Here is a 9,982-nt window from a genome sequence, read left to right as displayed (position 1 = left end):
GGAGCGGGACATGTTCAGCCATGTGATGGTCGGCAGCAACGATATAGAGCGGTCCAAGGCGTTCTACGATGCGCTGCTCGGCACGCTCGGCGTCGGCGAGCCGTTCCGGCACGTCAACGCCACCGGCCAGACCCGGTTGTTCTACCGGCATGACGGCGGCAGTTTCTGCGTCAGCGAGCCGATCGACGGCGAGCCGGCGACCTGCGCAAACGGCGCAACGATCGGCTTCAAATGCGCTTCGGCCGAGCAGGCGGCGGCGTTCCATGCCGCCGGCCTCGCGCACGGCGGCACCGCGATCGAGGATCCGCCCGGCGTGCGCGAGGGTGGATCGCTCGGCTCGATGTACCTCGCCTATCTGCGCGACCCCGACGGCAACAAGCTCTGCGCCATGTGGCGCGTTCCGGCGTGAGCGACGTCGTCAATCTCGAGGCGAAGTTCGCCACCTTCACCGAGCATTGGGCGCCGCGCATCGTCGCGCGCTACAACGACAATGACGTGCGCATCGTGAAGGTGGACGGCGAATTCGTGTGGCACAGCCATCCCGAGACCGACGACTTCTTCCTGGTGCTCGAGGGCGTGCTCGACATCGAGCTGCGTGACCGCACCGTCACGCTCAATCCCGGCGAGCTCTTCGTCGTGCCGAGCGGGGTCGAGCATCGCCCGGTCGCGCGTCACGGCGAAGTGAAGATGATCGTGATCGAGCCGACGGGCACCCCCAATACCGGCGACACCGCCACCGCTACCCAGGTCGAGGCGCTTTGATGGAACAGCTTTCCGCCAACCGCTCGCATGGCGGCACCCAAGGGGTGTACCGCCATGCCTCCGCCGCCACCGGCACCGACATGACCTTCTCGGTCTTCGTCCCCGAGTCCGCGCCGGGTGCCAGGTTGCCGGTGCTGTGGTTCCTCTCGGGCCTCACCTGCACCCACGCCAATGTCACCGAAAAGGGCGAGTATCGCGCTGCCTGTGCCGAGCACGGCGTGATCCTGGTCGCGCCCGACACGAGCCCGCGCGGCGAGGGCGTGCCCAATGACGAGGCCTATGATTTCGGCCAGGGCGCCGGCTTCTATGTCGATGCGACCGAGGCGCCCTGGGCGACGCACTTCCAGATGCGGTCGTACATCGAGCAGGAACTGCCCGCGCTGATCGAAGCCGAATTCCCGGCGGACATGGATCGCCAGGGCATCACCGGCCATTCGATGGGCGGCCATGGCGCGCTGACCATCGCGCTGCGCAATCCGGCGCGCTTCCGCTCGGTCTCGGCCTTCTCGCCGATCGTGGCGCCGAGCCAGGTGCCCTGGGGCGAAAAGGCGCTTGCCGGTTATCTCGGCGCCGATCGTCCGGCATGGCGCCAGCATGACGCCGTCGCGCTGATCGAGGATGGCGCGCGCGTTCCCGAGCTGCTCGTCGATACCGGCACCGCCGACCAGTTCCTGGAGGTCCAGCTCAAGCCAGAGCTGCTCGAGGCCGCCTGCCGTGATGCCGGCATCGCGCTCACCCAGCGGCTCCAGCCGGGCTATGACCATAGCTATTATTTCGTCTCCACCTTCCTCGGCGATCATGTCGCCTGGCACGCCGAGAGGCTGAAGGCATGAAGTTCGACGTCCTGATCGTCGGTGCCGGCCATGGCGGCGCCCAGGCCGCGATAGCGCTCCGCCAGAACAAGTTCGAGGGTAGCATCGCGCTGCTCGGCGACGAGCCCGAACTGCCTTATGAGCGCCCGCCGCTCTCCAAGGAATATCTGTCGGGCGAGAAGGCGTTCGAGCGGCTGCTGATCCGCAACGCCGCCTTCTGGGAAGAGCGCCAGGTGACGATGCTGCCGAACCGCACCGTCACCGCGGTCGATCCCGTCGCGCACAATGTCACCGCGAACGGCGAGACGATCGAATATGGCCAACTGGTCTGGGCGGCCGGCGGCAAGCCGCGCCGACTGTCCTGCGATGGCCATGACCTGGCCGGCATCCACACCGTACGCACCCGCGCCGATGTCGATCAGATGATGGCCGAGCTGGACGGCGTCACCCGCGTCGCCGTGGTCGGTGGCGGCTATATCGGGCTGGAGGCGGCCGCCGTGCTCGCCAAGCTCGGCAAGCAGGTGACCGTGCTCGAAGCGCAGGACCGCGTCCTCGCCCGCGTTGCCGGCGAACCGCTGTCGCGCTTCTTCGAGGCCGAGCACCGCGCGCATGGCGTCGATATCCGCCTCGGTGTCCAGGTCGACGCGATCGAGGGTGACGCCAAGGTCAGCGGCGTCCGCTTGGCGGGCGGCGAGGTCATCCCGGCCGACATGGCGATTATCGGCATCGGCATCGTCCCAGCGGTTGAGCCCTTGCTCGCCGCCGGCGCAGCAGGCGGCAACGGCGTGCTGGTCGATGACCAGTCGCGCACCAGCCTGGCCGACATTTTCGCGATCGGCGACTGCGCGCTGCATGTGAACCGCTATGCCGCGGACAGCGCGATCCGGCTCGAGTCGGTACAGAACGCCAATGACCAGGCGACTGTTGCCGCCAAGACGATCTGCGGAGTCGAGGCGGGCTATGACGCCGTCCCCTGGTTCTGGTCGAACCAGTACGACCTCAAGCTCCAGACCGTCGGCATCTCGGCCGGGCATGATTCGATCGTGGTGCGCGGCGATCCCGCCACGCGCGGCTTCTCGCTGATCTACCTCCGTGATGGCCGGGTGATCGCGCTCGACTGCGTCAATGCGGTCAAGGACTATGTCCAGGGCCGCAAGCTGGTGGTGGAGGGGCTTGCCCTCGATTCCGCCGCGCTCGCCGACACCAGCGTTCCGCTCAAGGAACTCGCCGCCAGCATATCCTGACAAAATGTCAGGTCTTGTTGACAACGTCATTCGACTCGCTATGTAAGGTTTGCCTGACAGAAAGTCAGGATATGGGGACAGCAACAGGATGCGAAATCGCCTGAAAGTGCTGCGCGCCGAACGCGACTGGAGCCAGGCGGAGCTTGGCGGTCGGCTTGGCGTGTCGCGACAGGCGGTGAACGCGATCGAGACGGGCAAGCACGATCCATCGTTGCCGCTTGCCTTCAAGGTCGCACGCCTGTTCGCCATGCCCATCGAGGAGATATTTTTCGATGACGAGTCGGGGGATGACTGAAGGTCCGGGGGAACGCGCCGAGCGGTTGCGCGCACGCCGCTACTGGGCCGTCAGCCTTGTCTTCGGGCTGATGGGTGCCGGGGTGGGCGCGACGCTTGCCTATCTCGGAGACAATGACGCACGCAGCCTGTCGGCAAGCTGGGCAGTGGGTGTCACGCTGCTCTATGCGATCTGCCTGCCGCTCGGCAGCTGGCTGTTCCTGCGCCAGACCGATGAAGTCGATCTCCGCGACAACCTGATCGGCTGCACCGCCGGCATCTATTTCTACACAATGCTGTATCCGGGCTGGTATTTTCTCTGGAAGGGCGGGCTCGTCCCCGAACCCGATCACCAGCTCCTTTTCATCGGCACCATGGCCGTCGTGGCTGCCGTCTATTTCTGGAAGAGGCTCCGGCCCTGACGGGCCGTACAATTGGAGTATTCGAGATGATGAAGAAGCTGCTCAAGAGTTTTGCGGCTCCCATGGCGCTGCTCGCGCTTCCCGCGGCCGCTTATGCCCAGACCGCGCCTGCCCCGGCCGCTGCCGCCACCAAGGATGCCGATCCGGCGCTCTGGGTAGTCAAGGATGCCGATACCACCATCTATCTGTTCGGCACCGTCCATGTCCTTAAGCCGGGCCTGAGCTGGTTCGACGAAGCCGTGAAGGCGGCATTCGACAAGAGCGATACGATCGCGCTTGAGATGATCATGCCAGAGCCGGCGGCGGCGCAGGCCGCTGTTCTGAGCAAGGCAATGGCGCCGGCTGGCGATCCTGCACTCACCGTCAAGCTGCCCGAGGCAAGCCGCGCACCCTATGCCGCCGCTCTCACCAGCCTCGGTATGCCCGCCACTGCGCTGGATCGCTTCGAGCCGTGGTTCGCCGCGATGACGCTCTCCACGGCTTCGCTTCCCAAGCTTGGTTATGATCCCAATAGCGGTGTCGAGATGACACTTACCGCCGCTGCCAAGACCGCCAACAAGGAACTGATCGGCCTCGAGACCTTCGAGCAACAGATCGGCTTCTTCGATACGCTGCCCCAGGACACCCAGGTCAAGTTTCTGGCCAACACGGTCAAGGAATTCGACAATGTCGGTCCGCTGCTCGACAAGATGGTCGCACAGTGGAGCGCCGGCAATCCCGATGCGCTCGGCGCAACGATGAACGAGGAAATGCGCAAGACGCCGGAGGTCGGCAAGGTCCTGCTCAGCGATCGCAACGCCCGCTGGGCCGACTGGATCAGCGCGCGCATGGCCAAGCCGGGCACCGTGTTCATCGCAGTTGGCGCCGGGCATCTCGCGGGGCCGGACAGCGTCCAGGCCTATCTCGCCAAGCACAATCTCAAGGCCGAGCGCATCCAATATTGATTGCCCCTATATTGATGTGACGCCATGGGCCGGGCAGGGGAGTGCGAAGCGCATCCCTGCCCGGAGTTCGTCATGGCAAAGCCCCGTCCTTTCCTCGGCCTGCTCGCCGGCGTCGCAGCCGGCCTCGTCGCTTCGGCGGCGATGGCTGCTTTCCAGCATCAGGCGGAGAAGCTGCTGCCGGAGGATGGAAAGGACGAGGACCCCGCCACGGTGAAGGCCGCCGACAAGGCGAGCGAGGCGATCCTCGATGCTCCGGTGCCCGAGCAATATCGCGAGCAGGCGGGCCTGGCGGTCCACTACATCACCGGCGCGGTGCTGGGCGGCATCTACGGCGTGATCACCGAATACAAGCCCGAGGCGAGCGCCGGCTTCGGCGGCGCCTACGGCATCGCGACCAGCGCGCTGCTCGATGAAGGCGTGGTCCCCGCCGCCGGCCTCGCGCCGGGTCCGGACGATACGCCGCTGGTCCAGCACGCCTATGGCGCAGCTTCGCACCTGGTCTATGGCATCGTGCTCGAAGGCGTGCGCTGGCTGATCGCGGGCAAGCGGTAGGGGCTGGTTCGAAGCGACCTAGTTCCCCGGCGAAAGCCGGGGCCCAGGGTTTCTCTGCTGTCTCGCCTGTTGCCCTGGGGCCCGGGCTTCGCCGGGGAAGCATCCAGTATTAGCCGCTAGCTTAGAACAACGTATCCTGCGCCGGCAGCGACTGGCGGATCTGGCCGCCGCTGTGCCGCCGTGCCAGTTCGGTCTGCGCGGTGAAGCGTATGTCCTCGTCGCGGTCGGTCAGGAAGGTGGCAAGCGAGTCGTCGTCGATCTCGGTCCATTCCTTGCCGCGATCGGGGCCGTAGCGCACGCGTGGCAGCAGCCCCGGCGCCTTGGACCATTCGATCAGCTGCTCGACGCTCGTCTGGTTGAGCATGTCGCGCAGATGGTGCGCGGTCACATAGGCGTCGGGAAAGGCGCGGTGCGCGGGCAGGCCGCGCTCATGCTCCAGCCCCTCGGGATTGCGCCAGTAGCGCAGGAACTGGTTCGAGAAGCCGCCGCTGTCGGGCCAGAGGCGCATCGCGCACTTCCAGGTGCAGATCCAGTCGGCGCCGCGGGTGAGCGCGGGGGTGCAGAACTGCTCCTCGAAGGTCGCGCGATGTGCCGCAAGGGCGAGGCGGCGCGGCCAGGGATCGAGGATAGGCCGGGCGACGTCGTGCCACCACGGCGCGTCGGCGACGTCCTCGTCGCGGATATGGTGGATCGCCATGGTCAGCGGCGGGATCGGCCGGCCCGGATTGACCATCCGGTTGCCGCCCTCGCCGTACAGCTCCCAGCGCCCGTCCTTGCCCAGTGCGACGTCCTGCCAGCCGATCTCGATCACGGCGTGCGCGGGCGGCTTGTCGCCGGTGGTCTCGAGATCGATGACGCGGATGATGGGCGGGTAGGATGACGCCATGAGGGCGCATGTGGGGGCAGGCGCGCCGAATTGCGAGTCAAAACGATAAGCCCCTCCCGATGGGGAGGGGCTTTCGAAGGATCAGTGCCCCACGGTCTCGCCGCGCACGACGCCGCTCTTGCCGAGCTGGTCGTCGATCTGGGCGAGCAAGCGGTCGAGCCCGGCCTGGTCCTTGGCTTCTGCGCGGGCGACGAGCACGTCCTGGGTGTTCGAGGCGCGCAGCAGCCACCAGCCATCGGCGGTGTTCACCCGGGCGCCGTCGGTGCGGTTGACGTCGGCACCCTCGGCCTCGAGCCGGTCGAGCACTTCGTCGACCACCGCGAACTTGCGGCTCTCATCGACCTGGAAGCGCATCTCGGGCGTGTTGACCAGCTTCGGCATCTCGTCCTTGAGCTGGGTCAGCGACTTGCCGATCACATGCACCGCCTGGATCAGCCGGATCGCGGCGTACTGGGCGTCGTCGAAGCCGTAATAGTCCTGGGCGAAGAAGATGTGGCCGCTCATCTCGCCGGCGAGCGGCGCATGGGTTTCCTTCATCTTGGTCTTCACCAGGCTGTGCCCGGTCTTCCACATCAGCGGCTTGCCGCCGAGCTCCGCGACTCGGTCGAACAGCATCTGGCTGGCCTTCACGTCGGCGATGATCGTCGCGCCCGGCTCCACGCGGAGCACAGGTTCAGCCAGAATGGACAGAAGCTGATCGCCCCAGATCACACGGCCTTGCCCGTCGATCGCGCCCAGCCGGTCGCCATCGCCGTCGAAAGCCAGTCCGAAATCGAGCTGCTTCTCGGCGACGAGCTTCTTCAGATCGGCGAGGTTCTTCTCCTCGGTGGGATCGGGATGATGATTGGGGAAGTGACCATCCACATCGGTGAACAACGTGTGGTGCTCACCGGGCAGCAGCTTCACCAGTTTCTCGATCACCGGGCCGGCGGCGCCATTGCCCGTATCCCATCCGACGCGATAGGCGCCGCCGGCATAGCCCGCGATCAGCCGGCTGACATAGAGGTCCTCGACATCGGCATCGGTCACCGTCTCGGTGCCGTCGCCCTCGTCCCAATCGCCTTCCGCCGCCATCTTGCCGAGCAGCTGGATCTTCTCGCCGAAGAAGCTCGAATGCTGAAACACCATCTTGAAGCCATTGTAATGGCCGGGATTGTGGCTGCCGGTTATCTGGATGCCGCCATCCACTTCCAGCGTGGCTTCGGCATAATATAGCATCGGGGTCGGCCCCATGCCGGTGCGCACCACCGAGCAGCCCGAGGCGGTCAGGCCCTCGATCAGCGCCGCTTCCAGGGCGGGGGAGGAAAGCCGGCCGTCGCGGCCCACCGCGACGCGGGTGCCGCCCGCGCGGCGCAGCAGCGTCGCGAAGCCGCGGCCGATCGCGCGCGCGTCGTCGGGGCCGAGGGTCTCTCCCACGATCCCGCGAATGTCGTACTCGCGCAGCGAAGTGGGGTCGAAACGGTGCGTCATGATGCCTCCCGGGGAAATGCTGCCCGCCTAATCCGCGAGGATGCGGGAAAGTTCAATGCGGCAGTGCAACAAGTGGACTTCCAAAGCCTTCGTCCCGGCGAAAGCTCAGCCCTGGCGCCGCAGCAGCGTGTCACGGGCCGAGTTGATCCGGCGGGTCAGCTCGGCCGAGCCGCCCTTGTCCGGGTGCACCGCGCTGACCAGCCGGCGATGCGCCGAGCGGATCGCGTCCTCGTCGGCATCCGCGCCCACGCCCAGGATCGCGCGTGCCTCGTCCTCGGGCATGCGCGGGCCCTTGGAGCGCGGCTTCAGCACGAGCGAGTAAAGCGCGTAGAGGATCGCCGCGGCGATAAGGAGCTTGAAGATCATCAGGCGAACAGCGGCATGGTGACTTCGGGCAGCGCGAGGCCGGCCATCATCTCGCGCAGCTCCTGCCGCGCGGCGACATGCGCCAGGCCCATCTCCCCGAAGTCGCGGCTGTCGAGCATGGTCAGCCCCTGGGGGAACAGCTCGCGATAGATCACGCGCTCGGACAGGCCCGAGATCACCCGGAAGCCGACGCGCTTGGAAAGCTGGTCGATTGCCTCCGACACGCGCTTCATGTTGCGCGCCTCGATATGCTGCATGCGGTTCCTGAGGACGACCCAGTCGATCGTCTCGCCGTCGGCCTTGGCGCGTCGCTTGCGCGATTCCCAGATCAGCTCGGAATAGAAGCTCGGGCGGACCACCTTGAACGTGTCGGGGTCGACCTGGCCGATCAGGTCGAAATCGACGAAGCTGTCGTTCATCGGCGTGACCAGCGTGTCGGCGTTGGTGACGGCGATGCGCGCGAACTTGTCGTCGCGGCCCGGCGTGTCGATCACCAGGAAGTCGGCATTCTCGCCGAGCTTGTCGAGCGCCTCGGAGAAATAGGCCATGCTCTCGCCGTCATGCGTATCGTAGACCGGCATCGGCAGGGGCTTGCCCATCCGCTTGGCCGTCGCCCCGCGATTATCGAGATAGCGGCCCATGGTCCGCTGGCGATGGTCCAGATCGAAACAGGCGACGCGCGCGCCCTTGGACGCAAGCGCGATTGCGGTGTGCACCGCCGTGGTGGACTTTCCGGTGCCGCCCTTCTCATTTGCGAACACCAGAACGTGCAGCCGCTTCGACCCTTCGCTCAACGTCTCAACATCCTTGTATTGATCGATCGGCCTGCCCCCCATAGAAGGCCGCGCTTCCGTCTTATCGAAAGTGTTAACGCGTGCAAACAGTCCGTCAGCTCGAAGCCCTTCGCGAAGCGGTCTCCGCCTATCGCCAGGCCGGCGAGCGCATCGCCCTCGTGCCCACCATGGGCGCGCTGCATGACGGGCATATGGCGCTGGTCGAGGCGGCCAAGCGCACCGCGCACCGCGTGATCGTCTCGATCTTCGTCAATCCGAAGCAGTTCGGCCCGAACGAGGACCTGGCGAAATACCCGCGCAAGGAAGCCGCGGACTCGCGCATGCTCACCAATGCCGGCGTCGACGTGCTGTGGATGCCGCCGGTCGAGGTCGTCTATCCCGAGGGCTTCGCCACCAATGTCTCGGTCTCGGGCGTCAGCGAAGTGCTGGAGGGTGCGCACCGCCCCGGCCATTTCGACGGCGTCGCCACGGTGGTCTCCAAGCTGTTCAACCAGGTCCAGCCCGATGTCGCGCTGTTCGGCGAGAAGGACTGGCAGCAGCTCGCGGTGATCCGCCGCATGACCGCCGACCTCAACCTGCCGATCGAGATCCAGTCGGTCGTCACCCAGCGTGACGACGACGGCCTGGCGCTGTCGTCGCGCAATGCCTTCCTGATGCCCGAGGATCGCGCCAAGGCGGTTGCCCTGCCGCGCGCGCTCGGTGCCGCTGCCAAGACCATCGTCGATGGCGGCGAGGTCGAGGCGGCGCTGGCCCAGGCACGCGACACGCTCGCCGCCGCCGGCTTCGATGTCGACTATGTCGCGCTCGCCGATGCGGGGACCCTGGAGACGGTCGGCGCCTATGAGGCGGGGCGTCCGCTGCGCCTGCTCGCGGCGGCCCGGATCGGCAGCACTCGGCTCATCGACAATATCGCGCTACCCGAATAGTACGGACCTGAACAATTACGGTTAACGCTGTTAACCATTTGTTTCGGATTTGGCTGCCAAACCCCAAGCCACCACGAATGGGTGTGGAACAGGGGTAAGCGACATGGGCAGCAGCCTGAAGAGTGCGCGTTTCCTTATCGAGAGCCGGCTGCGCGACGCGGCCCGCGGCGATGCCAACGCGTGTTATGATCTGGGTATGGTCTATTCGAGCGGCGCCGACGGCGTCGGCGTCGATCTGATCGAGGCCCATAAATGGTTCAACATCGCAGCCGTCACCGGTGACAGCCGCGCGCAGGAATGCCGCGCGGAGATCGCCGAGGACATGACGGCCCGCGAGATCATCGAAGCGCAGAAGGCCGCCCGCGCCTGGCTCCGCGGCTTCGAGGTGCGCGCGGCCTGATTTAAGTCGGCACACGACAACCTGCGGCTCCCCGGCGAAAGCCGGGGCCCAGGTTTTCTCTTTCGATCGGCCTGTGGCCCTGGGCCCCGGCCATAGCCCGGGATCAGCTCCGTGTCCCCACACCCTCAAAC

The 9,982-nt window shown here is 66.2% G+C and carries 14 protein-coding genes; 10 read left to right on the top strand and 4 right to left on the bottom strand.

Annotated elements, in window-relative coordinates:
* Positions 1 to 10 precede the first annotated feature (10 nt).
* From AAHM44_RS20910 to AAHM44_RS20875, 8 genes are all read left to right on the top strand, one after another.
* Positions 11 to 409, top strand: coding sequence for a VOC family protein (locus tag AAHM44_RS20910; protein ID WP_269573870.1), 399 nt, complete (start codon positions 11 to 13; stop codon positions 407 to 409).
* Entirely contained in the window at positions 406 to 762 is a 357-nt protein-coding gene (locus AAHM44_RS20905; protein ID WP_269573871.1) for a cupin domain-containing protein, read from the top strand. The genes AAHM44_RS20910 and AAHM44_RS20905 overlap by 4 nt, the downstream gene beginning before the upstream one ends.
* Positions 762 to 1,595 (top strand): S-formylglutathione hydrolase, encoded by an 834-nt coding sequence (gene fghA / locus AAHM44_RS20900; protein ID WP_269573872.1) that lies wholly within the window; start codon positions 762 to 764, stop codon positions 1,593 to 1,595. The genes AAHM44_RS20905 and fghA overlap by 1 nt, the downstream gene beginning before the upstream one ends.
* Positions 1,592 to 2,818, top strand: a complete 1,227-nt coding sequence (locus tag AAHM44_RS20895) for an NAD(P)/FAD-dependent oxidoreductase (RefSeq protein ID WP_342251193.1) — start codon at positions 1,592 to 1,594, stop codon at positions 2,816 to 2,818. The genes fghA and AAHM44_RS20895 overlap by 4 nt, the downstream gene beginning before the upstream one ends.
* 88 nt (positions 2,819 to 2,906) lie before the next feature.
* Entirely contained in the window at positions 2,907 to 3,113 is a 207-nt protein-coding gene (locus AAHM44_RS20890) for a helix-turn-helix transcriptional regulator (RefSeq protein WP_184161352.1), read from the top strand.
* Entirely contained in the window at positions 3,106 to 3,513 is a 408-nt protein-coding gene (locus tag AAHM44_RS20885; protein ID WP_269573874.1) for a hypothetical protein, read from the top strand. The genes AAHM44_RS20890 and AAHM44_RS20885 overlap by 8 nt, the downstream gene beginning before the upstream one ends.
* Positions 3,514 to 3,539: 26 nt before the next feature.
* Entirely contained in the window at positions 3,540 to 4,457 is a 918-nt protein-coding gene (locus AAHM44_RS20880; protein WP_342251192.1) for a TraB/GumN family protein, read from the top strand.
* 72 nt (positions 4,458 to 4,529) lie between these two features.
* Positions 4,530 to 5,009, top strand: a complete 480-nt coding sequence (locus AAHM44_RS20875) for a DUF1440 domain-containing protein (protein WP_342251191.1) — start codon at positions 4,530 to 4,532, stop codon at positions 5,007 to 5,009.
* Positions 5,010 to 5,130: 121 nt separating this feature from the next.
* Here the strand turns inward: AAHM44_RS20875 and AAHM44_RS20870 are convergent, their stop codons facing one another.
* The 4 genes from AAHM44_RS20870 to AAHM44_RS20855 form a co-directional block, all read right to left on the bottom strand.
* Positions 5,131 to 5,895 carry an exonuclease domain-containing protein gene (locus AAHM44_RS20870; protein WP_342251190.1) on the bottom strand — a complete coding sequence of 255 codons (765 nt, stop codon included), beginning with the start codon at positions 5,893 to 5,895 and terminating at the stop codon, positions 5,131 to 5,133.
* A gap of 81 nt (positions 5,896 to 5,976) precedes the next feature.
* On the bottom strand, positions 5,977 to 7,365 hold the full coding sequence (pgmG, locus tag AAHM44_RS20865; protein ID WP_269573877.1) for a phosphoglucomutase/phosphomannomutase PgmG: 1,389 nt from the start codon (positions 7,363 to 7,365) through the stop codon (positions 5,977 to 5,979).
* Positions 7,366 to 7,470: 105 nt separating this feature from the next.
* On the bottom strand, positions 7,471 to 7,731 hold the full coding sequence (locus tag AAHM44_RS20860; protein ID WP_342251189.1) for a J domain-containing protein: 261 nt from the start codon (positions 7,729 to 7,731) through the stop codon (positions 7,471 to 7,473).
* The gene (locus AAHM44_RS20855; protein ID WP_184161338.1) at positions 7,731 to 8,567 is read right to left on the bottom strand and encodes a division plane positioning ATPase MipZ; all 837 of its coding nucleotides are present in this window, start codon (positions 8,565 to 8,567) and stop codon (positions 7,731 to 7,733) included. Before AAHM44_RS20855 ends, AAHM44_RS20860 begins: the two co-directional genes overlap by 1 nt.
* Before the next feature lie 38 nt (positions 8,568 to 8,605).
* Here AAHM44_RS20855 and panC point away from each other — a divergent pair, with 38 nt between their 5' ends.
* Together panC and AAHM44_RS20845 are read left to right on the top strand one after the other, a co-directional pair.
* Positions 8,606 to 9,451 (top strand): pantoate--beta-alanine ligase, encoded by an 846-nt coding sequence (gene panC / locus AAHM44_RS20850; RefSeq protein ID WP_342251188.1) that lies wholly within the window; start codon positions 8,606 to 8,608, stop codon positions 9,449 to 9,451.
* Positions 9,452 to 9,554: 103 nt separating this feature from the next.
* The gene (locus AAHM44_RS20845) at positions 9,555 to 9,851 is read left to right on the top strand and encodes a sel1 repeat family protein (protein ID WP_137864493.1); all 297 of its coding nucleotides are present in this window, start codon (positions 9,555 to 9,557) and stop codon (positions 9,849 to 9,851) included.
* Positions 9,852 to 9,982: the final 131 nt, after the last annotated feature.

Source organism: Sphingomonas sp. OTU376, assembly GCF_038440415.1.
Lineage (GTDB): Bacteria > Pseudomonadota > Alphaproteobacteria > Sphingomonadales > Sphingomonadaceae > Sphingomonas > Sphingomonas kyeonggiensis_A.
This window is presented reverse-complemented; position numbering and strand designations above follow the sequence as displayed.

What these genes read in the sequence shown, in the direction of transcription:
- AAHM44_RS20910 (WP_269573870.1), top strand. Translation starts at nt 11, where the DNA reads ATGTTCAGCCATGTGATGGTCGGCAGCAACGATATAGAGCGGTCCAAG.
- fghA (WP_269573872.1), top strand. Translation starts at nt 762, where the DNA reads ATGGAACAGCTTTCCGCCAACCGCTCGCATGGCGGCACCCAAGGGGTG.
- AAHM44_RS20895 (WP_342251193.1), top strand. Translation starts at nt 1,592, where the DNA reads ATGAAGTTCGACGTCCTGATCGTCGGTGCCGGCCATGGCGGCGCCCAG.
- AAHM44_RS20890 (WP_184161352.1), top strand. Translation starts at nt 2,907, where the DNA reads ATGCGAAATCGCCTGAAAGTGCTGCGCGCCGAACGCGACTGGAGCCAG.
- AAHM44_RS20885 (WP_269573874.1), top strand. Translation starts at nt 3,106, where the DNA reads ATGACTGAAGGTCCGGGGGAACGCGCCGAGCGGTTGCGCGCACGCCGC.
- AAHM44_RS20880 (WP_342251192.1), top strand. Translation starts at nt 3,540, where the DNA reads ATGATGAAGAAGCTGCTCAAGAGTTTTGCGGCTCCCATGGCGCTGCTC.
- AAHM44_RS20875 (WP_342251191.1), top strand. Translation starts at nt 4,530, where the DNA reads ATGGCAAAGCCCCGTCCTTTCCTCGGCCTGCTCGCCGGCGTCGCAGCC.
- AAHM44_RS20870 (WP_342251190.1), bottom strand. Translation starts at nt 5,895, where the DNA reads ATGGCGTCATCCTACCCGCCCATCATCCGCGTCATCGATCTCGAGACC.
- pgmG (WP_269573877.1), bottom strand. Translation starts at nt 7,365, where the DNA reads ATGACGCACCGTTTCGACCCCACTTCGCTGCGCGAGTACGACATTCGC.
- AAHM44_RS20860 (WP_342251189.1), bottom strand. Translation starts at nt 7,731, where the DNA reads ATGATCTTCAAGCTCCTTATCGCCGCGGCGATCCTCTACGCGCTTTAC.
- AAHM44_RS20855 (WP_184161338.1), bottom strand. Translation starts at nt 8,567, where the DNA reads ATGGGGGGCAGGCCGATCGATCAATACAAGGATGTTGAGACGTTGAGC.
- AAHM44_RS20845 (WP_137864493.1), top strand. Translation starts at nt 9,555, where the DNA reads ATGGGCAGCAGCCTGAAGAGTGCGCGTTTCCTTATCGAGAGCCGGCTG.